We start from the raw sequence: 22,371 nt of genomic DNA, 5'->3' as shown, positions 1-22,371 counted from the left end.
CGTCGATGCGACAGCCCTATCCGGGCTTGCCGCGAAACAGGCGTTGCAGCGTTTCGACTTTCGCGAGCGTCTTCAGCGAGCGGCCTTGGTCGGTGCGTGACAATTCCAGGATCAGCGTGTTGCAGATCGCCATCGGCACGGTCAGCGAATGGAACTCGCCCTGCTCGCCGCGCGCGGCGACGAGTTGCCTGTCGCAGAGGGGGACGCCGGTGCGCCGGTCGGTGATCAGCAGCGTGGCGGCTCCGATCTCGCGGGCGCAGGACACCAATCGTGCCGCCCCCGGACTTTCGTGGCGGAAGATCATGGAGACGACGACGTCGCCGGCGGCGAGGCCGAGCAACTGGTCGGCCGCCTGCCAGTCGGCATGGGCGACGACCGCCGCGCGGTAGCCGGACCTGACGAGGCGTCGCACGAACATGTCGGCGAGACTGCTGGCATGACCCTCGCCCACGACGAGGATGTGCCCGGCCTGCCGGATCATCGCGGCGGCGGCGACGATTTCCGCGTCCGTGATCTGGTTGACCAGGTTACCGAGGGCCCGGATTTCGCCTTCGACGACCGAGCCGAGCAGGGAATCGCCGCGAACCCGGTCGAGCCGGCGCTGCACGCGCACCGATGCGTCGAGATCGGCCACGACGGTGTCCTGCAGCGCTCCGCGCATCTCGCGGTAGGAGGCGAAGCCGAGCTTGCGGGCGAGGCGGCCGGCTGTCGAGGCGTGCACGCCGGCCTGTTCGGCGACCTTGTGTGACGGCAGGAAGCTGCCTGCCGTGCGATTGGCCAGGAGAACCTCGACCAGTCGCCGGTCCGACTCGGTCAGCTCGTCCCGGCGCGCCGCGATGATCTCCGTCAGGTTCATCGTGTCTCCCATGAAGGCAGCGTAAAGGAGCCTTGCAGCGATATGCAAGTTAAATTGCAGACTCGCTCATCGGCAATTTATGTTGCATAAGCAGACATCTCTCCGGACGGTGACAGGGATATGACGGATATCGCCTCACATCGCGGCGGGGCCAAAATCTGGCCCGAGAACAGCCGCCTCGCTTTCCGCAACTCTGCGGTTCTCCCGGTGGATTTCATCGAGTTCGACATCCATCGCAGCCGCGACGGCGTTCTGCTCGTCCATCACGATCCCCTGCTCGGCCGGACGGCGTCAGGCTCCGGGGCGGTCGGCGAGATGGACTGGACTGAGCTTCAGGCCGTGGAGCTGATCGGCACGGACGGAGAAACCGTCCCGAGCTTCGATGAGATCCTCGATATCCTCGAACCGAGCGGCATCAGGCTGCGCATCGAATTGAAGACGCGGCAGGGCGGCGGGCGCTATCCCGGGATCGAGGCGCAGGTCGTCGCGCGACTGCGGGAAAGGCGCCTGCTCGACAGGACGACCTTCACCTCTTTCGATCTGCCCACGCTCACAGAACTCCTGCGCCTCGCGCCGGCCACGCCGACGATCTGGCTCGTCGCCGACAAGCTGCTGGCACCACCCACGCGGGACCTGAGCAAGCTATCCCGCGAGGCGCGCGCGGCCGGTGTGCGAGAGATCGCCATCCGAATCGTGCAGGCGCAGGATGGCGATGGGGAGGCCTGCCGCGGCGAGGCGGTGACGCTGGGCTATTACGGCGCGCATGACGAGCCGGCGATCCGCAAGGCCTTTTCGGACGGCGTGAGCGCCTTCACGACCGACCGGCCGGATATCGCCATTGCCGTCCGGCGTGAGATCGGCGGCTAGCGATCCGACGTTGGGCGGGCCGCTCGAAACCTCCGCCCTCGTTCACGCCGCCTTGGCGAGAAAATCCTCGGCATAGTGACAGGCGACCTGCCGGCCATCGACTTCGCGCTTCTCCGGCCGTTCGGCCCGGCAGCGTTCGGTGACGTGGGGGCAGCGGGTCGAGAATACGCAGCCCTTCGGCGGGTTGAGCGGGGAGGGCAATTCGCCGCGCAGGATGATGCGCTCGCGCTTGCCGGCATCGACGCGCGGCGTCGAGGCGAGCAGTGCCTGCGTATAGGGATGCAAGGGGCGCGCGTAGATGCGCTCCTTCGGCCCATGCTCGATGGCATTGCCGAGATACATCACCATCACGTCATGGGCGATGTGGCGGACGACGCTGAGATCGTGCGAGATGAAGAGATAGGCGAGCTTCAGCTCGTCCTGCAGGTCGGCGAGCAGGTTCAGCACCTGCGCCTGGATCGAGATGTCCAGTGCCGAGACCGGCTCGTCCGCCACCACGACTTTCGGCGACAGGATCAGCGCACGGGCGATCGCGATGCGCTGGCGCTGGCCGCCCGAGAACATGTGCGGATAGCGGGCATAGTGCTCGGGACGAAGGCCCACCTTGGCCATCATCGCGCGCGCCTTTTCGGTGCGCTCGGCCGGCGAGAGGTCGGTGTTGATCTTGAGCGTCTCCTCCAGGATCGTCCCGACCTTCTTGCGCGGATTGAGCGAACCATAGGGATTCTGGAAGACGAACTGCACGGTGCGGCGCAGGCGCCGGCGCTCGCTGGCCGGCGGCGAGACGGCATCGACCCCGTCCAGCGTCAGCGCTCCGGAGGTCGGTGCCTCGATCAGCGTCGCCATGCGCGCCAGCGTCGACTTTCCGCAGCCGGATTCGCCGACGACGGCGAGCGTGCGCCCGGCCTCGACCGCGAAGGAGACCTTGTTGACCGCCTGCAACTGTGCCGGGGCGCGGAAAAGCCCCTGCTTGACCGGGTAGATCTGCGTCAGCTCACGCGCTTCGATCACGGGATTGCTCATCGCACGGCCTCCGTCGCCTGGCCGGCTTCGTCGCGGGCACGCGCAGCGTCGCGCTGGGGATCGCCGAGCGGATAGTGGCAACGCACGCGTCCGTCTGCCCAATCCCGCAGCTCCGGCTGGATGTTGCGCGAATGATCGGTCGCGTAGGCGCAGCGCGGCGAGAACAGGCAGCCCTTCGGCCGGTCGTTCAGGCCGGGGACCATGCCGGGGATGGTTGCAAGGCGGGTCGCATGCTCGCTGCGCTCCGGGAGGGCGGCGAGCAGGGCGGCGGAATAGGGATGCTGCGGGTTGGCGAAGAGCGCGTCGACCTTGCGCTCCTCCATGATCTGCCCGGCATACATCACCATGATGCGCTGCGCCGTCTCGGCGACGACGCCCATGTTGTGGGTAATGAGGACCAGCGCCATGTTGCGCTCGCGCTGCAGCGACATCAGCAGGTCGAGGATCTGCGCCTGGATGGTGACGTCGAGCGCGGTCGTCGGCTCGTCGGCGATCAGCAGGCGCGGATTGCAGGCGATCGCCATCGCGATCATCACGCGCTGGTTCATGCCGCCGGACATCTGGTGCGGGAAGGCCTTGAGGCGGCTTTCCGGCGCGGGGATGCCGACCTGCTCGAGCAATTCGATCGAGCGGCGCTTGGCCGCCTTGTTATCCATGCCCTCGTGCTTCCTGAGAGTCTCGGCAAGCTGGAAGCCGATGGTGAAGCAGGGGTTCAGGCTGGTGCTTGGCTCCTGGAAGATCATCGCCACGTCCTTGCCGGTGAGCTGGCGGCGCTCGCGGGCGGACATGGTCAGGAGGTCGCGGCCATCGAAGCGCAGCTTGTCGGCACGGACGCGGCCGGGATAGCCGACGAGGCCCATCAGCGCGAGCATGGTCACGCTCTTGCCGGAGCCGGATTCGCCGACGACGCCGAGCACCTCGCCCTCTTCGAGGGTGAGGTCGATGCGGTCGACGGCGCGCAGCGTTCCCTGGGAGGTCGGGAATTCGACGCTGAGGTTTTCGATTTCGAGCAGGGGCATGGGATCAGCGCTTCAGCTTGGGGTCGAGCGCATCGCGCAGGCCGTCACCGAGCAGGTTGAAGGCGAGCACGGTGATGAGGATGGCGAGGCCCGGGAAGGTGACGACCCACCAGGCGCGCAGCACGAATTCGCGGGCGTCCGCCAGCATCGTGCCCCATTCCGGTGTCGGCGGCTGGGCGCCGAGGCCGAGGAAGCCGAGTGCGGCGGCATCGAGGATCGCGGTGGAGACGCCGAGCGTCGCCTGCACGATCAGCGGCGCGGCGCAGTTCGGCAGGATCTCGGAGAACATCAGCCGGACCGTCTGCGCGCCCGAGACCTGGGCCGCGACGACATAGTCCTTGCTCGCCTCGGCGATGACCGCGGCACGGGTGATGCGGACGTAATGCGGCAGCACGACGATGGCCACCGCAAGCATCGCGTTCATCAGGCCGGGGCCGAGGATGGCGACGATGACGATGGCGAGCAGCAGGCTCGGCATCGTCATCAGGATATCCATCAGCCGCATGATCGCGATATCGGCGATGCCCTTGAAATAGCCGGCGATCAGCCCGAGCACGATGCCGACGACGATCGCGAGCGCCACGACCGCGATGCCGATCACCAGCGAGAGCCGCGCGCCGAAGAGCAGGCGCGAGAGGATGTCGCGTCCGATCGCATCGGTGCCGAGCGGATAGGAGAGCGAGCCGCCCTCCTGCCAGAACGGCGGCTTCAGGAAGACCGCGTTGTTGGTCAGGTTCGGCTCATGCGGCGCGATCAGCGGCGCGAACAGCGCGCAGAGCAGCACCAGCACGATGACGACCAGGCCGGCGACGGCGCCGCGATTGGCACTGAAATAGGTCCAGAACTCGCGGACGGGATGCGGCGGCGCAGCGCTGGGCGCAGCAGTCGGGGCGTTGAGGGTTTGGGTGCTCATGCGGTCAGGCTCCGACGGGAGCGAAGGGAGAAATGACGGTTCATCTTGCGTGCCTGATGCGCGGGTTGATCAGGCCGTAGAGCAGGTCGACGAAGAGGTTGACGCTCATCACCACGACGCCGAGCATCAGCGTGCCGCCTTGCAGGACCGGGTAGTCGCGCCGGCTGATCGCCTCGATCAGCCATTTGCCGACGCCGGGCCAGGAGAAGATCGTCTCGGTCAGGATCGCGCCGGTGAAGAGCGCGCCGACCTGCAGGCCGATGACGGTGACGATCGGGATCAGGGCGTTGCGCAGCGCATGCATGGCCACGACCCGGATCGGCGCCATGCCCTTGGCGCGGGCGGTGCGGATATAGTCCTCGCCCAGAACTTCCAGCATCGCCGAGCGGGTCATGCGCGCGATGACGGCCAGCGGCACGGTGCCGAGCACGATTGCCGGCAGGACGAGATGCGACAGGGCCGACCAGAAGGCGTCGATATCCCCGGCGAGCAGGCTGTCGACGGTCAGGAAGCCGGTCACCGGCTCGATGAAATACTGCACCGCGATGCGGCCCGAGACCGGCGTGATGCCGAGCTGCACCGAGAACAGCAGGATCAGCAGCAGGCCCCACCAGAAGATCGGCATCGAATAGCCGGTCAGCGATATCCCCATCACGCCGTGGTCGAAGATCGAGTTTCGCTTCACCGCCGCGATGATGCCGGCCGGTAGCCCGACGATCAGCGCGATCAGGATGGCGCAGATCGCGAGCTCGATCGTCGCCGGGAAGAGCTGGCCGAATTCGGTCAGCACGTTCTCGCGGGTGACGATCGACTTGCCGAGATCGCCCTGGACGACGCGCTCGATATATTTGCCGTACTGGACGAGCAGCGGCCGGTCGAGGCCGTATTCGGTCAGGAGCTGGGCGTGGCGGGCGGCGTCGATGCCGCGTTCGCCGGCCATGGTCTCGATCGGATCGCCGGGGACGAGGCGGACGAGGAAGAAGGCCAGCAGCGTGATGCCGATGAAGGTCGGGATGACCAGGCTCAGCCGGGTGAAGATGAAGCGCAGCATGGTTGTGCCGATGTTCTTGGCCGGCGTGAAAAGGATCGTTGCACGCCGGCAGGTCGTTTGGATTTATTGCAATGTCGAGCTGTAGCCCAGCGCAAACACCAAAAAGCGCTGGAGATCAAGAATGTCGTCCGCGACATAGCGGATCGTGAAGGCGTCGAGACGCTCCACGGCCTTCAGCATGGCGAGATACTCGACCGGCTGCCGGAACAGGAAGTTGATATCGAGCGTAACCGGCCCGGCGATGCGATAGGGCTTGATCGCGGCCCGCCGCGCGATGGCGCGCTTCACACCCTCCGCGATCAGCTCGTAAGAGGCTTCCGGCATCAGCGTGCGGGCGGACTGGCGGCTATGCGCCCATTTCACCGTCACGCCCTCGATATCGGGCAGGAACCCCTTGGTCTCGGCGATGGTGGCGTCGTCGCCGCTGACGAGCAGGACCGGCACGTCGAAATGCCCGGCGATGGCGGCATTGATGCCGGCCTCCGGAACGGCGACGCCATTGACCCTGACCTCGCGCAGGCAGGCGCTGCGGAAGGTATGGGCCAGCACGCCCTCGGGATTGGTCGCTCCCGTGTGGTAGCCGATGAAGAGCGCGCCGTCATAGCTGCCGGCCTCGATGCCCTGCATCATCGACAGCGGCCGCGGATGGGCCCGGACGAGCTGAACCTCGCGCGGCAGCCGCTCGAGCAGCAGGTTCTGCCCTCTGCCATGGCTGTCGGCGATGACGACCTCGCTGGCGCCGCTGGCATAGGCGGCCCGCGCCGCGGCGGTGACGCTGTCGGTCATCCAGATCCGGGCGGCCTGGTATTCGAAGCCCTCCACGAGGGTCTGATCGCGGGTGACGACGCCGGCGATGCCTTCGATGTCGGCGGAAATGTAGATGCGCATGGCGATGAGCTCCGGGGGAGGCCCTGCGCCGCTCGCATGAGCGCGCAGGCAGTCGACCGCGGCAGCGTGGGCTGCCGCGGCGAGAGGGGCGCAGGATTACTTGGCGATGGAGACGCCGTAGAAGGGCTGTCCGCCGAAGAAGTGGATCTTGTAGTCCTTCACTTCCTTGCGCACCGGCGTGAACGCCTGCGCATTGGCGAAGAGCAGGCCCGCGACATCCTCGTGGAACAGCTCCTGGAAGCGCTTGTAGAGCTTTGTGCGCTCGCCCTGGTCGGTGATGGTGCTGGCCTTGGCCAGCGCGTCCGAGGCCTCCTGGTTGCACCAGCGCGAGCGGTTGGCGCCGCTCTTCACGCCTTCGCACGTCCAGCCCGAAAGCAGGATCTGGCTCGGATCGGGATAGTCCCAGGTATAGCCGAACATGCCGACCTCATGGTCGCCGGCGCGGCCGCGCTTGAGATACTCGCCCCATTCGTAGGTCTGGATCGTCGCCTTGACGCCGATCTTGGCCCAGTCGGCCTGGATCAGCTCGGCCGCACGCCGGCCGTTCGGCATATAGGCGCGCACGACCGGAATGGCCCAGAGCGTCGTCTCGAAGCCGTCGGCGAGACCTGCCTCCTTCAGCAGCGCCTTGGCCTTCTCGGGATCGTAGGGGCGCGGCTTCAGATCCGCATCATGCGACCAGAGCGAGGGCGGCACGGCAGCCGCGGCGATCTTGCCGGTGCCCTGATAGACCGCGTCGATGATCGCAGGGATGTTGGTCGCATAGGCCAGCGCCTCGCGCACGCGCTTGTCGCCGAAGGGCTTCTTCTGCTGGTTGAAGGCGAGGAAGCTCTGGTCGGCGATGCTGCCCTGCAGGAGGTTGATCGAGGCTTCCGCCTTCATCGCCGGCAGGTCGCCTGGATTGGGATAGCGCGCGATCTGGCACTCGCCCGAGCGCACCTTGGCGAAGCGCACCGAGGCATCCGGCGTGATCACGAAGATCAGGTCGTTGACCAGCGCCATGCGATCGCGGTTGCCGACTGCCTTGGTCCAGTGGTCCGGCACCGCCTTGAAGCGGATGACGGCATCCTTCTGGTAGGAGGTGAGCGAGAACGGCCCGGTGCCGATCGGCACGAAATCGATCTGCTCGGGCGTGCCGGCCTTCAGCATCGCCGCGGCATACTCGGCCGAAAGGATCGACATCGGCTCGACCGAGAGCGCCGAGAGCAGCGGCGAGTTCGGCTTGGTCAAGGTCAGCTTGACCGTGAGGTCGTCGACCTTCTCGATCGATTTCAGGCTCGGCTTCACAATTTCGGCGAAGAAGCCGAAATTGCCGCTGCCGACTTTGTGGAAAGGATTCTTCTCGTCGAACATGCGGCCGAACGAGAAGATCACGTCGTCGGCGTTGAAGTCCCGCGTCGGCGTGAAGCTCTTGTTGGCGTGCCATTTCACGCCCTTGCGCAGCTTGAACGTGTAGGTCAGCCCGTCATCGGAAATCGTCCAGGACTCGGCGAGGCTCGGGATGATCTGCGATCCTCCGCGCTCCGTCGCGGTCAGCCGCTCATAGATCTGTGCCGCCACGTCATAGGCGGTGTTCTGTCCGCTGAATTGCGGGTTCAGGTAATCGGGACTGGCCTCGGAGCAGACGACGAGCGCCTGGGCGCTGGCGACGGCGGGCAGCAGAAGGGCGCTCAGCCCCAGCGTCAGGGCAAGAGAACGGGCACGAACGGGCATGGGCATCTCTCTCGGGACAGGCAGGAGAGGCGGATCGGGCGCGGGGCGTCGTGCCCCATCGTCTCCACCTCCCGGAACGCGGTCCGGCGGGGCCGCGTCACTTGGCAAGCATCAACTGGCAAGCATCAACCGCGCCACGATGTGGCGCGGTTGGCGCGGAAGGTCACTTGCCGATGTCGACGCCGTAGAAGGTGTGGCGGCCGAACGGCGAGAGCTTGAAGTCCTTCACTTCCTTGCGAACGGGCTTCAATTGCACCGCATGCGCGATAGTGAACCAGGGCGACTGCTCCTTGAAGATCACCTGCGCCTGCCGGTAGAGCTTCTCGCGCTCGGCCTGGTCGGTGACCGTCTTCGCCTTCACGACCAGGTCATCGAAGGGCTTGTAGCAGAACTTCGCGACGTTGCCGCCGTTGTTCTTGGCCGCGTCGCAGCCCAGCAGCGTGTGCAGGAAGTTGTCCGGGTCGCCGTTGTCGCCGGTCCAGCCGAACATGCCGGTCTGGTGCTCGCCCGCCTGCAGGCGCTTGCGGTACTCGCCCCATTCGAAGCTCTTGATCTCGGCCTTGACGCCGACCTTGGCGAGATCGGCCTGCATCAGTTCGGCGATACGCTTGGCGTTGGGGTTGTAGGGGCGCTGCACCGGCATGGCCCAGAGGTCGATCTCCAGCCCGTTCGGATAGCCGGCCTCGGCCAGCTCCTTCTTGGCCGCCTCCGGATCATAGGGATCGTCCTTGATCGTCTCGTTATAGGACCACATGGTCGGCGGGATCGGGTTGATCGCCGCGACGCCGCTGGAGAGATAGACCGCGTCGATGATCGCCTGCTTGTTGATCGCCTTGTTGACGGCGTGGCGCACCTTGACGTCGTCGAACGGCTTCTTGGTGGTGTTGTAGGCGAGATAGCCGATGTTCAGGCCGGGCTGCTCGAGGATCTCGACATTGGCGTCCTTCCTGATCGCGTCGAGATCAGCCGGGTTCGGATAGGGCATGACATGGCATTCGCCCTTCTGGAGCTTGGCCCAGCGCACCGAGGCGTCCGGCGTGATCGCGAAGATCAGGTCGTCGATCTTGGCCTTGCCGGCCCAATAGTCGGGATTGGCCTTGTAGCGGATGATCGCGTCCTTCTGGTATTGCACGAGATAGAACGGGCCGGTGCCGATCGGGTCCTGGTCGAGCTTCTCGGGCGTGCCCGCCTTCAGCATCGCATCGGCATATTCCTTCGACTGCACGCTGGCATATTGCATGGCGAGGTCGGCGAGGAAGGGCGCTTCCGGCTGGTTCAGCGTGAACTTGACGGTGTAGTCATCGACCTTCTCGACCGATTTCAGCAGCTTGGGCATGCCCATGTCGTTGAAATAGGAGTGGTTCGAGCTCGTCACCTTGAAGAACGGATGGTTCTCCTTCCACTGCCGCTCGATCATGAAGATGATGTCGTCGGCATTGAAGTCGCGCGTCGGCTTGAAGCTCTTGTTGGACTGCCACTTGACGTTCTTGCGCAGGTGGAAGGTGTAGGTCAGGCCGTCCGGCGAGATATCCCATTTCTCGGCAAGGGCCGGCTGGACCTTGGTGCCGCCACGCTCGAACTGGACGATCGTGTCGTAGATCTGGGTGTTCGCATCGAAGGACGTGCCGGTGGTGTTGACGCTCGGCGCGAAATTCTCGGGACTGCCCTCGGAGCAATAGACCAGCGTCTTGGCCATCAGCGGTTGCGCGGCCATCAGCGCGGCGGCCGACAGCGTCGCCAACAGAATCGTCTTCATGGGTGTCTCCTTGAACGCCTTTCCGCCCTCGCGAGGGCGGCAAACGGCCCCGTTGTATCGGAAGCTCCTGGGGCGGAAGTCCCCGGGCCGCCTTGTCTACAGCTTATTCAAAGAAGGAGAGCGCGGATAGCCGTCTCGGAGGGCTTGAAGGCCGGCTCCAAGGTGAGGGTAAACGATTGTGTCGGAACGGATTCCGGGCGGCGCGAGAAAGCTTGTGCTGCCGTCGGACGCTTATTCGAAAGTCTATGGGTTCCAGACAGGCCCGGTGTTCGGGCAGGCCCTCAGAGGACTTCGCGCACCCGCACCAGCGTCGTGTCCATATGGCGGCCGATCGCCTCGGCCAGGGCGTCGCCGTCGCGCCTGAGCAGCGCCGCCATCATGTCCTCGTGCTCGGCGACCGCTCCGGCCCATTTTTCCGGGCCTTCGTTGCCGACGAAGCGCAGCCGCTTGATCCGCGATTGCAGCGTGGTGTGCATCTCGGCCAGCACCGCATTGCCGGAGGCCGCGACGATGGCGCTGTGGATCGCCTGATTGAGCTTGAAATAGTCCAGCCGGTCGCGCGTCGCGTAGAGTGCCAGCATGTCCCGGTGCAGCGTGTGGATCGCTTCGACCGTGGCGTCGCTGGCCTGCGCACAGGCGATCCGACCGCCGAGCTGCTCCAGGCTCTTGATGACTTCGAGGATGTCGGCGAGGTCCCGCGCCGAGAATTTCCGGACGATCGCGCCCTTGGCCGGCAGGATCTCGACGAGCCCCTCGCTGGCGAGAGTCTTGATCGCCTCGCGCAGCGGCGTCCGCGAGACCCCGAGCTGGGCGCCGACCTGGCCTTCGTTGATGCGCTGGCCGGGGGCGAGGCGCCCTTCGATGATCATGTCGCGCACGCGCTCCAGCACCTCGTCATGGAGGGTCCGCCGCGTGATCGGGATATAGTCGGCCGCCGTCTCGCTCATCGTTGCTCCCGTGTTTCCGGCCTCTCCGTTACGGCATGCGGCTTCCGCGCTGTCAAACCGGCACGTCGTTCCCGGCGGCAAACAGCGCGTCCTGCCGTCGGCGCATCGCCAGCAACCCGGAATCCTCGGGGATCGCGACATCGCCGAGGCGGATCGCTTCGCCGGCCTTGACCGGGCGAACGAGCGTCCGGTCGGCGACGAGGTAGAACGGGGCGGCGCGCTCGGCTGCCAGCGCCATCGCCGGCCTCACTTCGGCGCCAACATTGTCGATGCTGTGATGATGCCCGCCCATCGCGAGCACCGTCCCGGCGGCGAGATCGCGCTGCGCCACGGCGACGAGATCCTGCCGCGGGCGGTAATCGTCGCCATAGCCCGAGCGGCCGAGGCCGGCGGCATCGAGGATGGAGGTCGCGACCTCGACGCCGAGCAGGTGGCGCGGCAGGTAGAGCGCAGCCGTCCTGCCGCTGCGGCTGACGACATGGCCCTTGCCGGCGAGCATCTCCCAGGTCTCGTCATTGTCGCAGCGCACGACGATGAAGACGCCGCCGGCGAAGCTCGCTTCTTCCTTGAGCCGCAGATGATGGAACACGTCGATCCGGCGCGTGCCCTCCATCAGCCCGCCCTCGGCGCGCTCCGCGAAGAGATCGGCGAGCTCGGGGACGCGGGCCGGCGGCGCGTGGAAGCCGGCGGCATCGGCCGAGAAGTCCAGCGCATTGGCGACCAGCGTCATCTCGCAGAGATCGGGCACGGCCCGCAGCGGGAAAGCCTCGCCGAGGATGCGCGCGCGCTCGGCTGCATTGGTCACGATCGAGCGCGAGCCCGGCAGCCAGTGCTCTCGCAGTGCCGGCAGTGCGCGGGTCACGCCATTGCAGGTGACGTCGCCGGTCGCGGCATCGAGCACGAAATCGTATTCGCTCGACTTGCCGACTGCGATGATCTCGAGGCCGATGACCTCGGCCCAGCTCGCGAGCGCGATCAGCAGGCTCGGCTGGTCGCCATCGACCGGCGTCACGACGACGCCCTTGTCGCGGGCGAGCCGTGCCAGCCCGGGACCCACGACGCTGTCGGCCTCCTTCGAGACCAGCGCGACATGGCGGCCGGCATCGATCGCGGCGAGGCTGTGCCGTGTGGCTGCCTCGGGGCTCCCGGTGGCCTCGACGAGAAGCGCGAAGGGCAATTCCATGACGACGTCGAGGCTCGCCGCGGCGATGCATTTGCCGGCGTTCCATGCGGTCCTGGCCTCGGCGCCGGTCGCGCACAACGCGATCTCGCCCGGCTCGAAACCGGCCGCGGCGAAGGCGCGCGCGGCCGCCTCGGCGGTGACGTCGACCGCGATGCGCGCATTGACCAGCCGCGTCCGGCGCGACTGCGCGAGATAGCTGCGCCCGAAGCTGCCGCTGCCGACCAGGCAGGTTTCGACCGGCTCCGCGATCCCGGCGTAATGCGCATGAAAATTCATCGGCCCTCCTTCGGCGCGGGCGCAATCCGCGCCTGCATCTTCCTGCTTGGTACAGCAATCTGGATATGCTGCATACAGCATACTTGAGTGGCCGGGCTGCGTGTGCTAGCCAACGGGCCAGACGAATGGACAGGCAGCGGAGTGGCAGTCATGAGTGAGCGGACGAATGACGCCTTGCCGGTGATCGCCGTTGCGATGGGCGATCCCTCCGGCATCAGTCCCGAATTGACGGCCCGCATCCTGTCGGAGGCCGACCTGCGCGGCGCTGCCCGCTATGTCGTCTTCGGCGACAAGCGGCTGCTCGATCTCGGCATCAAGGACGGCGGCGTCGATCCGCAGGTCCAGGTCGTCAAGGACGGTGACGCCGTGCCGCTTGGCGACAAGCCCGCCTTTATCGATCTCGGCAATCACGACCCCGCCGATCTCAAGCGCGGCACCGCGACGCTCGCCGGCGGCAAGGCTGCGACCGAGAATTTCCGCCGCGCGCTGCAATTCGCCGCCTCCGGCCAGGCCGATGCGGTGTTCTTCACGCCCTTCAACAAGGCGGCGATGCGCTTCGCCTATCCCGGCTATGACGACGAAATCCGCTTCGTGCGCGACGCGATCGGCTTCGAAGGCGCCGCGAGCGAGTTCAATATCCTCGACAAGCTCTGGAACGCCCGCGTCACCTCGCACATCCCGCTCTCGGAAGTGGCTCAGAACATCACGCAGGAGCGCATCCTGCGCGCCCTGACGCTGGCCGATGCCAATCTGCGCGCCGCCGGCTTCAACCCGCCGCGCATCGCGGTTGCCGGCATCAATCCTCATGCCGGCGATGGCGGCAATTTCGGCCGCGACGAGATCGAGACGATCGAGCCGGCGGTGAAGGCGGCCAAGGCCAAGGGCTTCACCGTCGAGGGGCCGTTCCCCTCCGACACGGTGTTCCTGCGGGCGAAGAACGGCGATTTCGACGCCGTGCTGACGATGTATCACGACCAGGGCCAGATCGCGATGAAGCTGATCGGCTTCGACCGCGGCGTCACCCTGATCGGCGGCTTCCCCTTCCCGATCTGCACGCCGGCCCATGGCACGGCCTATGAGATTGCCGGCAAGGGCGTCGCCAATCTCGGCGCGACGCGCGCCGCGCTCTCGCTCGCCATCAAGATGGCCCAGGATGGCAAGGAAAAGACCCGCGCCGCTGCCTGATCCCGCCTGTCCATGTCAAGGCCGCCGCCAAGAGCGGCCCGTCAATTCCAGCTCACAGGGAGAGAAACCATGAAGACCATTGCTATTTCGGCTGCGCTTGCCGGCGCGGTTGCCTTCGGCGGCATCGGTGCCGCCCAGGCCTGGGAACCGACCAAGCCGATCGAGTTCGTCGTGACCTCGGGCGCCGGCGGCGGCACCGACAATTTCGCCCGGATCATCCAGTCGATCATCACCAAGCACAAGTTCACCGAGCAGCCCATCGTGGTGGTGAACAAGGGCGGCGGCTCCGGCGCCGAAGGCTATGTCTACGGCAAGAGCGCCAAGGGCGATCCGAACCGCGTCATCTTCGGCACCAACAACGCCTATCTGCTGCCCTATGTCGCCAAGCTCGGCTACAAATTCACGGACCTGACGCCGGTCGCGGCGCTGGCGCTCGACGAGTTCCTGCTCTGGGTCAAGGGCGATGCCCCCTATGCCGACGCCAAGAGCTATCTCGAGGCGGTCAAGGCCAAGCCGATGGGCTTCAAGATGGGCGGCAGCCAATCGAAGGACACCGACCAGACCCTGACCTCGATGATCCAGGACGCCGCCGGCGTGAAGTGGATCTACATCCCGTTCCAGGGCGGCAGCGCCGCGGCCGTGCAGCTCGCCGGCGGCCATATCGATTCCAACACCAACAACCCCAACGAGAATATCGGCCAGTGGAAGGCCGGGCAGGTCAAGCCGCTCTGCGTCTTCTCGCCGGTGCGCCTCGCCAAGGGCGAACCCGTTCATGACGGCAAGGGCTGGGGCGATATCCCGACCTGCAAGGAGGCGGGCCTGCCGCTGGAGACCTTCCAGATGCCGCGCACCGTCTGGCTGCCGGCCGACGTCCCGGCCGATGCCGTGACCTATTATGCCGGCCTGCTGGAGAAGGTCTCCAAGACCCCCGAATGGCAGGAATTCGTGACGCGCACCGCCCAGACCGGCAAGTTCATGAAGGGCAAGGAACTCGCCGATTTCGTCGCCAAGGACGAGGCGGCAAACAAGAAGGTCTTCGAGAACGAAGGCTGGGTCGCGAAGTAAGGTGGGATCGTCATTCCCGGGCGGCGCGGCGCGCTGTCCCGGGAATCTCATGACGAGACGGCTGGTTTCCGAGATGGCCGGGTCAAGCCCGGCCATGACGTGCAAGCCCTGAAAGGGAGAACCCACCGCATGATCACCCGCTTCTGGGCCGAGATCGGGACCGCGATCCTGACGCTCGTCTTCGGGCTCGTCATCGTGAAGGGCTCGCTCGAATTCGGCATCGGCTGGGACAGCTCCGGCCCGCAGCCCGGCGCCTTTCCCTTCTATGCGGGGGCGCTGATCGCACTGGCGAGCCTTGGCACGATCGCGGTCACGCTCAGCCAGCGCGTCGTAGGCAGGGCCGCGCTCGCCGAGGCCTTCCTCGATGCCGAGCGCGGCAAGCGGGTGCTGTCCTTCCTGCTGCCGCTCGTCGCCTTCGTCGTGCTGAGCGTAACGCTCGGCATGTATGTCGCGACGATCCTCTATCTCGTCTTCGCGATGCGCTTCCAGGGCGGCTACGGCTGGTTCCAGAGTCTCGCGACCGCTTTCGTGACGGCGGCCTTCTTCTATTTCGCCCTCGAGAAATTCTTCCAGATCGGCCTGCTCAAGGGCCCGATCGAGCCGCTCATCGGCCTCTGAGACGGCGGGGATATCAGCATGGATAATGTCGCCAACCTGATGCACGGCTTCTCGGTCGCGCTCACCACGCACCATGTCCTGCTGATGATGGCGGGCGTCCTGCTCGGCGTGCTCGTCGGCGTCCTGCCGGGCCTCGGCGCGCCCAACGGCGTCTCGCTGCTGCTGCCGCTGACCTTCTCGATGGATCCGGTCTCGGCGATCATCCTTTTGACCTCGCTCTACTGGGGTGCGCTCTTCGGTGGCTCGACCACCTCGATCCTGTTCAATATCCCCGGCGAACCCTCATCGGTCGCGACGACCTTCGATGGCCACCCGATGGCCAAGCAGGGCAAGGCGACGGAGGCGCTCTCCTTCGCCTTCCTTTCGGCCGGCTTCGGCGCCATGGCCGGCGTCATCCTGATCACGCTGCTCTCCGGATGGGTCGCGAATTTTGCGCTGCGCTTCTCCTCGCCCGAGTATTTCGCCGTCTATTTCATGACCTTCGCGAGCTTCATCGGGCTCGGCGGCGCCTCGCCCTTCAAGACGGTCGTCTCGATGGCGATGGGCTTCGCACTGGCGACCATCGGCATGGACTCGGTCTCGGGCAATGTCCGCCTCACCTTCGAATTCGATGTGCTGCTCGCCGGCGTCAGCTTCCTGATCGCGGTCATCGGCCTGTTCGGCATCGGCGAATTGCTGCTGACGATGGAGGAGGGGCTGAAATTCGAGGGTGTCGCCGCCAAGGTGCGCATCGGTGACGTGCTGCGCACCGCCGCCAAGCTGCCGCGCTACTGGCTCGCTTTGCTGCGCTCCTCGCTGATCGGCATCTGGATGGGCATCACGCCGGGCGGGCCGACGGCAGCCTCCTTCATGAGCTACGCGATGGCCAAGCGCTCCTCGCGTAATCCCGCCAAATTCGGCAAGGGCGAGCCCGAGGGCGTGATCGCGCCCGAGACGGCGGACCATGCCGCCGGTTCCGCGGCCATGCTGCCGATGCTGGCGCTCGGCATTCCCGGTTCCGCGACGGCTGCGGTGATGATGGGCGGGCTGATGATCTGGGGCCTCAACCCCGGCCCGACGCTGTTTACCGACCGGCCCGATTTCGTCTGGGGCCTGATCGCCTCGATGTATCTCGGCAATGTCGTGGCGGTGGTGATCGTGCTGGCGACGGTGCCGCTCTTCGCCTCGATCCTGCGGATTCCCTTCTCGATCATCGGGCCGGTCATCGTGGTGATCTGCTTCATCGGCGCCTTCACCGCGGCGAGCAAGGAATTCGACATCTGGCTCGCGCTGGTCTTCGGCCTCGTCGGCTATCTCTTCAAGAAGCTCGACTATCCGATCGCGCCGCTCGTGCTCGCCATGGTCATCGGCGACAAGGCCGAGGACGCCTTCCGCCAGTCGATGATCTTCAGCCAGGGCTCCCTTTCGATCTTCTGGTCTAACCCACTGGTCTCGACGCTGATGACGATCGGCCTGGCGCTTCTGGTCATGCCGGTCCTCGGCTCGATCGCCCGCCGCTTGCGCGGCGCCAAGGCCGCCAGCACTGTCTGAACCCGCCCTGTCCGCCACCTGAGATGACGCCATGACCGAACCCTACAAGGGCATCCTGCCGATCGCGCCGACCATCTTCCACGAGAACGGCGACCTCGATATCGAGGGCAACAGGCGCGTCATGGACCTGATGGTCGACCAGGGCGTCGACGGCATCTGCATCCTCGCCAATTTCTCGGAGCAGTTCCTGCTCACCGACGAGGAACGCGATCAGGTCATGCGGCTCTCGCTGGAGCAGGTCGGCGGCCGCGTGCCGGTCATCGTCACGACCTCGCATTTCGCGACGCGCATCGCCGCCGCCCGCGCCAAGGCCGCGGCGGACGCCGGCGCCAAGATGCTGATGATGATGCCGCCCTATCACGGCGCGCTGCTCAAGGCTGACGAGCAGGGCATGATCGAGCATTTCAAGGCGGTGACGGACGCCTGCGGCTTGCCGGTCATCCTGCAGGACGCGCCGCTCTCGGGCGTGACCATGACCGTGCCCTTCATGATCCGGCTGGCGAAAGAGGTTCCGCTCGTCCGCTATTTCAAGATCGAGGTGCCCGGCACGGCGAACAAGCTGCGTGCTCTGATCGAGGCCGGCGGCGATGCCGTGGCCGGCCCCTTCGACGGCGAGGAGGCGATCACGCTGATGGCCGATCTTGATGCCGGCGCCACCGGCACGATGACTTCGGCGATGATCCCGGACCTGATCAAGCCGATCCTCGCCGCCCACGCGGCGGGTGACCGCAAGCAGGCTGCGGCGCTCTATGCCCGCGTCCTGCCGATCATCAATTACGAGAACCGCCAATGCGGCCTGCGCTCGGCCAAGGCGGTGATGAAGGAAGGCGGCGTGATCCGGTCGGAGGCCGTGCGCCATCCCCTGACGCCGTTGCATCCGAAGACCCGCGAGGGCCTGATCGAACTCGCCCGCGAGCTCGATCCGCTGGCGCTGCGCTGGGGCAAGTAGTCCGTATCCCGGCAGGCAAGGGCGGGGTTGCGTTTTTCGCTGATCGCTTCGCCTTTACAAAGCGGGGCGGATCGCGGGAACTTCCCTGCCACCTGCCGCCCGGCGGGGAGCCACGGACGTCGGAAGGTGAACGCATGCCCAGTCTCAAGCCGGAAACCCGCGAGAAGCTGCGCACGGTCTCCGTCGCCACGCTCTGCACGGCGCTGTTCAAGCGCGGATTGCGCAACCAGTTCATCCAGGATGTCCGCCCGCTCAATCCCGGCGCCGGCACCATGGTCGGCGAGGCCTTCACGCTCCGCTACATCCCGGCGCGCGAGGACCTGAACCCGCTCTCGGTCTTCCAGGATCGCGCCCATCCGCAGCGCAAGGCGGTCGAGGATTGCCCGCCCGGCGCCGTGATGGTGATCGACAGCCGCAAGGACCCGCGCGCGGCCTCGGCCGGTGGCATCCTCGTCTCGCGCCTGATGAAGCGCGGCGTTGCCGGCGTCGTCACAGATGGCGGCTTCCGCGATTCCTACGAGATCGCGGGATTGCCCTTCCCGACCTATCACAACCGCCCGTCCTCCCCGACCAACCTGACCCTGCATCAGGCGATCGATATCAACGTGCCGATCGGCTGCGGCGACGTCGCGGTCTTCCCGGGCGATGTCGTGGTCGGCGACGCCGAGGGCGTCATCATCATCCCCGCCCATCTCGCCGACGAGGTCGCGGCCGAGGCGGTCGAGATGACCGCCTTCGAAGATTTCGTCACTGAGGAGGTGCTGAAAGGCCGCTCGATCCTCGGCCTCTACCCGGCGACGGAGGAGCAGACCAAGACCGATTTTGCGGCGTGGCGAAAGGCCAACGGTCGCTAAGTCGGGCTGATACCCAATTGAGGCAGGTCAATTGCAGGCCGTCGGCGCCAGTCGCGCCCGGCCGAGCACCATCATCCGGTCGACCTGGAAGCCCGAGCGCTGGAAAGCGTCATGGTCCTGCGCCCAGGCGGCCGAGCGCTCCAGCGAGATCGCGATTCGGGGCAGGTCGAGCTCGACGGCAAGCTGGTTGGCGAAGCGCAGCAAGGCATCGACCAGGCAGGTGCCCGGCAGCCTCATCATTGCCAGTTCCGAGATCTCCAGCGCCGTGCCGCCCGCGATCGTCTGCGCGACGCGGAAGGTGAAGACGGCATGCGGCATGGCCCGCGCGTCGCGCAACGCGAAGACGCCGCGCGGCCGCGCGCCATCCTGCGAATTGTCGCGCACGAAGGCGGCCCAGCCCTCCGGGGTCACCTCCGGATGCAGCATGGCGACGAGGCTGAAGACCGTGTCGGCGCCCGCCGGCGCGATGCGCGCGACCTCGAAGATATCATCGCCAGTCACGAACGCTCTCCGGGGTTTCGAGGGCGTACCGTGATTGCCGGGCCGGCAAGGGCGCATTGATCTGGATCAAATCGGCGGCTTGCGACCAGAAGCGCGCTTTGTGGGCTCGAACCCATGCGGTATGGTCTGCCGATGATCAGGAAGGTGCGATCGTGAACTGTCACCCCACGGCCTGCGGCGATGGCGGCTGCCGCAGCTGCATGGTGCGGCTGGTCAGCGTCTGTGCGTCCCTGACGGATGACGAGCTGGCGCTGCTCGAATCCCTGGCGCATCCCACGCATTTCGCCTCCGGCGCGACGCTGTTCACGCAAGGCCGCGAGGCGCATTCCGTCTACAACGTCACGGCCGGCGTCGTGCGCCTCTACAAGCTGCTCTCCGACGGTCGCCGGCAGGTGGTCGGTTTTGCGCTGCCGGGCGATTTTCTCGGCCTTGCGATGCGCGATGCCTACGGCTTCTCGGCCGATGCCATCGGCGATGTCGCGGTCTGCGCCTTCGCGCGCGGCGCCTATACCGCGCTGGTCGATGCCAAGCCGCATCTGCTGAAGCGCCTGCACGAGTTCGCGACGCATGAGCTGACGCTTGCCCATGAGCAGATGATGCTGCTCGGCCGGCGCACGGCCGAGGAGAAGCTGATCTGCTTCCTGCTCGGCATGCAGCAGCGCTGGGCCCGCCTCGGCAAGCCGTCGGTCACGGTGCCGCTGCCGATGACGCGGCAGGACATCGCCGATTTCCTCGGCCTGACCATCGAAACGGTGAGCCGCACCTTCACCCGCCTCGCCCGCGAAAAGACCATCCTGATCGTCCCTGGCGGCGTGCGCGTGATGAACGCTGCGCGGATGAGCGCCGTCGCAGCCTGAGGGCTGCCGCGCGCGATACGAGATGGCGCGGTTCTCAGGGCCAGGGCGCTGATGATCGCCGTCGCCGTGTTGATCCTGCCTGCCCCCGCGCGCTCGATCTGAACGGTCTCTTAACCCTGCCGGGCTAGCACTGGGGCTCAGGTTAACGAAGCGTAGTGTTCGCCTAAGCCCATGCATAAACTGGATCGTCACCGCCGCGCGAACGCCGTCGTTCCCGAGGATAATCGCTTCGTTCAGCCACAGGAGGGCGCGTCGTCCGCGACGCCGGAAGCCCCTGCGGCCGAGTCGATTCGGCAGGGGGGATCATCCTCCAGCCTCTGGCCGACCTATGTCAGGCCCTCGCGCTCCACGGACGCCCAGCGCAAGCTTGCGCAGGCCGAGCAGGAGCTGGCCGCTTCCCCGGTTCTGGGCCAGGCCCTCGACATCGCCATGTCCCCGAACGCTCCCGCTCCGGGCGAGAGCCGTGTCCGCTTCTGGCGCACGCCGGATCATCTGATCAGGCAGGTCTGGGGAGCGCCCGGCACCGAGACGGCGCCCGAACCGGCAACGGATGAAACGGTCTCCGTCGAGCTGACGTTCAACGAGGGTGAGAACGCCTTCACCGACGAGATGGCGTTCGAGGCTCCTGCGGAGATCGTTGTCGTCCCGGAGCAGGACGTCGCGACGCCGCTCGATTTCATCTCGGATCATGCCTTCTGGGAATGCGTGCCCGAGGCCGAGCGCGACGACGCCGAGTTCTCCTTCGAGTCCGTCTCTCTGCCGATGCCGGCGGAAGCGCTGGCCCATGCCCCGGTCATCGCCTTCGACGAAGAGCCGCGGGTCGCGAAGCGCGAAGCGACGACGATCGCGGTGACTGCTCCGGTGGTCGCGCCCGCCTGGTCCGGCTTCGGCTGGGGGCAGAGCTATCAGGTGAGCTTCCAGATCGCGACCCCCTCCTGGCAGGCCCCGGCCGTGGAAACGGTTGCGGTCGAGGACGAGGCTCCGGCCCCGGAAGAAACTGTGCCTGTAGCGAAGCCCGGCGTGCCGCTGGCGCGCAGCACGCGGCCTGCGGTCGAGCCCAAGCCTGTTCCATCCAAACCGGTTCAGCCTCAGCCCGCCCAACCGGAACCTGCGCGCCCTGAACCTGAATCTGTGGCCCAGCCCGCCAAGGTCACGCCCTTCAGGGCCAAGCTCCGCCTTGTCGAGTTGCCGGTGGTGCAGGATGCCGGCTTCCAGTTGCCGCCGATCGAGTTTCTCGCCGAGCCGCCGCCGACGCAGGATGAGAGACTGCCGGTCGAGACGCTCCAGCAGAATGCCGGCCTGCTCGAAGGCGTGCTGGAGGACTTCAATATCCGTGGCGAGATCGTCCAGGCCTGTCCCGGCCCGGTCGTGACCCTCTATGAACTGGAGCCGGCCCCCGGCATCAAGAGCTCCCGGGTGATCTCTTTGGCCGACGACATCGCGCGTTCGATGAGCGCGGTGTCGGCGCGTGTGGCGGTGGTTCAGGGCAAGAACGCGATCGGCATCGAACTGCCCAACACCCGCCGCGAGACCGTCTTCCTGCGCGAACTCCTCGCCAGCCAGGATTTCGAGGCGACCAAGCACAAGCTCGCGCTCTGCCTCGGCAAGACCATCGGCGGCGAGCCGGTGATCGCCGATCTCGCCCGCAAGCACAAGCTCGCGCTCTGCCTCGGCAAGACCATCGGCGGCGAGCCGGTGATCGCCGATCTCGCCCGCATGCCGCATCTGCTCGTCGCCGGCACCACCGGCTCGGGCAAGTCCGTCGCCATCAACACCATGATCCTCTCGATCCTCTACCGGCTCAAGCCGGAGGAGTGCCGCCTGATCATGGTCGATCCCAAGATGCTGGAGCTCTCCGTCTATGACGGCATCCCGCATCTGCTCACCCCCGTCGTCACCGATCCCAAGAAGGCGGTCGTCGCCCTAAAATGGGCGGTGCGCGAGATGGAGGAGCGCTACAAGAAGATGTCGAAGCTCTCGGTGCGCAACATCGACGGCTTCAATGCCCGGGTCGGCGAGGCCAAGGCGGCCGGCGAGGTCATCACNGGAGGAGCGCTACAAGAAGATGTCGAAGCTCTCGGTGCGCAACATCGACGGCTTCAATGCCCGGGTCGGCGAGGCCAAGGCGGCCGGCGAGGTCATCACCCGCACCGTCCAGACCGGCTTCGACAAGCATTCCGGCGAGGCGATCTACGAGGAGGAGGTCATGGACCTCGAGCCCTTGCCCTATATCGTCGTCATCGTCGACGAGATGGCCGACCTGATGATGGTCGCCGGCAAGGAGATCGAGGGCACGATCCAGCGCCTCGCCCAGATGGCG

At 66.4% G+C, this 22,371-nt stretch carries 19 protein-coding genes and 2 pseudogenes; 10 read left to right on the top strand and 11 right to left on the bottom strand.

Going from position 1 to position 22,371, the window contains the following annotated elements; translation table 11 throughout:
* Positions 1-16: 16 nt before the first annotated feature.
* Entirely contained in the window at positions 17-856 is an 840-nt protein-coding gene (locus tag ASE61_RS09000; RefSeq protein WP_061966565.1) for a MurR/RpiR family transcriptional regulator, read from the bottom strand.
* 120 nt (positions 857-976) lie between these two features.
* Between ASE61_RS09000 and ASE61_RS08995 the strand changes: the two genes are divergently transcribed.
* Positions 977-1,723: a glycerophosphodiester phosphodiesterase family protein gene (locus ASE61_RS08995; RefSeq protein WP_061966564.1), complete on the top strand. Its 747-nt coding sequence runs from the start codon at positions 977-979 to the stop codon at positions 1,721-1,723.
* Positions 1,724-1,765: 42 nt separating this feature from the next.
* Here the strand turns inward: ASE61_RS08995 and ASE61_RS08990 are convergent, their stop codons facing one another.
* The 9 genes from ASE61_RS08990 to ASE61_RS08950 form a co-directional block, all read right to left on the bottom strand.
* Positions 1,766-2,746 carry a peptide ABC transporter ATP-binding protein gene (locus ASE61_RS08990; RefSeq protein WP_061966563.1) on the bottom strand — a complete coding sequence of 327 codons (981 nt, stop codon included), beginning with the start codon at positions 2,744-2,746 and terminating at the stop codon, positions 1,766-1,768.
* Positions 2,743-3,765, bottom strand: coding sequence for an ABC transporter ATP-binding protein (locus tag ASE61_RS08985; protein ID WP_061966562.1), 1,023 nt, complete (start codon positions 3,763-3,765; stop codon positions 2,743-2,745). Before ASE61_RS08985 ends, ASE61_RS08990 begins: the two co-directional genes overlap by 4 nt.
* Before the next feature lie 4 nt (positions 3,766-3,769).
* Positions 3,770-4,678: an ABC transporter permease subunit gene (locus ASE61_RS08980; protein WP_061966561.1), complete on the bottom strand. Its 909-nt coding sequence runs from the start codon at positions 4,676-4,678 to the stop codon at positions 3,770-3,772.
* 40 nt (positions 4,679-4,718) lie between these two features.
* Positions 4,719-5,729 carry an ABC transporter permease subunit gene (locus ASE61_RS08975; RefSeq protein WP_061966560.1) on the bottom strand — a complete coding sequence of 337 codons (1,011 nt, stop codon included), beginning with the start codon at positions 5,727-5,729 and terminating at the stop codon, positions 4,719-4,721.
* A 63-nt stretch (positions 5,730-5,792) separates the two neighbouring features.
* On the bottom strand, positions 5,793-6,617 hold the full coding sequence (locus ASE61_RS08970; protein ID WP_061966559.1) for a M55 family metallopeptidase: 825 nt from the start codon (positions 6,615-6,617) through the stop codon (positions 5,793-5,795).
* 96 nt (positions 6,618-6,713) lie between these two features.
* A complete protein-coding gene (locus tag ASE61_RS08965) occupies positions 6,714-8,330 on the bottom strand; it encodes an ABC transporter substrate-binding protein (protein WP_061966558.1) in 1,617 nt (538 codons plus the stop codon).
* A gap of 163 nt (positions 8,331-8,493) precedes the next feature.
* Positions 8,494-10,086: an ABC transporter substrate-binding protein gene (locus tag ASE61_RS08960; RefSeq protein WP_061966557.1), complete on the bottom strand. Its 1,593-nt coding sequence runs from the start codon at positions 10,084-10,086 to the stop codon at positions 8,494-8,496.
* A 281-nt stretch (positions 10,087-10,367) separates the two neighbouring features.
* The gene (locus tag ASE61_RS08955; RefSeq protein ID WP_061966556.1) at positions 10,368-11,033 is read right to left on the bottom strand and encodes a GntR family transcriptional regulator; all 666 of its coding nucleotides are present in this window, start codon (positions 11,031-11,033) and stop codon (positions 10,368-10,370) included.
* A 52-nt stretch (positions 11,034-11,085) separates the two neighbouring features.
* Positions 11,086-12,492 carry a hypothetical protein gene (locus ASE61_RS08950; protein WP_061966555.1) on the bottom strand — a complete coding sequence of 469 codons (1,407 nt, stop codon included), beginning with the start codon at positions 12,490-12,492 and terminating at the stop codon, positions 11,086-11,088.
* Between the two features lie 150 nt (positions 12,493-12,642).
* On the opposite strand from ASE61_RS08950, the gene ASE61_RS08945 reads away from it, so the two are divergent.
* From ASE61_RS08945 to ASE61_RS08920, 6 genes are all read left to right on the top strand, one after another.
* Positions 12,643-13,677, top strand: coding sequence for a 4-hydroxythreonine-4-phosphate dehydrogenase PdxA (locus tag ASE61_RS08945; protein WP_061966554.1), 1,035 nt, complete (start codon positions 12,643-12,645; stop codon positions 13,675-13,677).
* A gap of 69 nt (positions 13,678-13,746) precedes the next feature.
* Positions 13,747-14,742: a Bug family tripartite tricarboxylate transporter substrate binding protein gene (locus tag ASE61_RS08940; protein WP_061966553.1), complete on the top strand. Its 996-nt coding sequence runs from the start codon at positions 13,747-13,749 to the stop codon at positions 14,740-14,742.
* 129 nt (positions 14,743-14,871) lie between these two features.
* Positions 14,872-15,360 carry a tripartite tricarboxylate transporter TctB family protein gene (locus tag ASE61_RS08935; protein WP_061966552.1) on the top strand — a complete coding sequence of 163 codons (489 nt, stop codon included), beginning with the start codon at positions 14,872-14,874 and terminating at the stop codon, positions 15,358-15,360.
* An 18-nt stretch (positions 15,361-15,378) separates the two neighbouring features.
* Positions 15,379-16,890, top strand: coding sequence for a tripartite tricarboxylate transporter permease (locus ASE61_RS08930; protein WP_061966551.1), 1,512 nt, complete (start codon positions 15,379-15,381; stop codon positions 16,888-16,890).
* A gap of 31 nt (positions 16,891-16,921) precedes the next feature.
* Positions 16,922-17,839: a dihydrodipicolinate synthase family protein gene (locus tag ASE61_RS08925; RefSeq protein WP_061966550.1), complete on the top strand. Its 918-nt coding sequence runs from the start codon at positions 16,922-16,924 to the stop codon at positions 17,837-17,839.
* A gap of 134 nt (positions 17,840-17,973) precedes the next feature.
* On the top strand, positions 17,974-18,693 hold the full coding sequence (locus tag ASE61_RS08920) for a ribonuclease activity regulator RraA (protein ID WP_061966549.1): 720 nt from the start codon (positions 17,974-17,976) through the stop codon (positions 18,691-18,693).
* Positions 18,694-18,720: 27 nt separating this feature from the next.
* Here ASE61_RS08920 and ASE61_RS08915 read toward each other — a convergent pair whose 3' ends face one another.
* Positions 18,721-19,194: a hypothetical protein gene (locus ASE61_RS08915; protein WP_061966548.1), complete on the bottom strand. Its 474-nt coding sequence runs from the start codon at positions 19,192-19,194 to the stop codon at positions 18,721-18,723.
* A 200-nt stretch (positions 19,195-19,394) separates the two neighbouring features.
* On the opposite strand from ASE61_RS08915, the gene ASE61_RS08910 reads away from it, so the two are divergent.
* From ASE61_RS08910 to ASE61_RS27115, 3 genes and pseudogenes are all read left to right on the top strand, one after another.
* Positions 19,395-20,051, top strand: a complete 657-nt coding sequence (locus ASE61_RS08910) for a helix-turn-helix domain-containing protein (protein ID WP_082617320.1) — start codon at positions 19,395-19,397, stop codon at positions 20,049-20,051.
* Between the two features lie 171 nt (positions 20,052-20,222).
* Positions 20,223-22,096, top strand: a pseudogene (locus ASE61_RS27120) (DNA translocase FtsK); the annotation flags it as partial.
* Between the two features lies 1 nt (position 22,097).
* Positions 22,098-22,371, top strand: a pseudogene (locus tag ASE61_RS27115) (FtsK/SpoIIIE domain-containing protein); the annotation flags it as partial.

The organism is Allobosea sp. Root670 (genome assembly GCF_001429415.1).
GTDB classification, from domain to species: Bacteria; Pseudomonadota; Alphaproteobacteria; order Rhizobiales; family Beijerinckiaceae; genus Allobosea; species Allobosea robiniae.
Note: the sequence above shows the minus strand (reverse complement) of the source record. Positions and strands in the feature narration are given on the sequence as shown.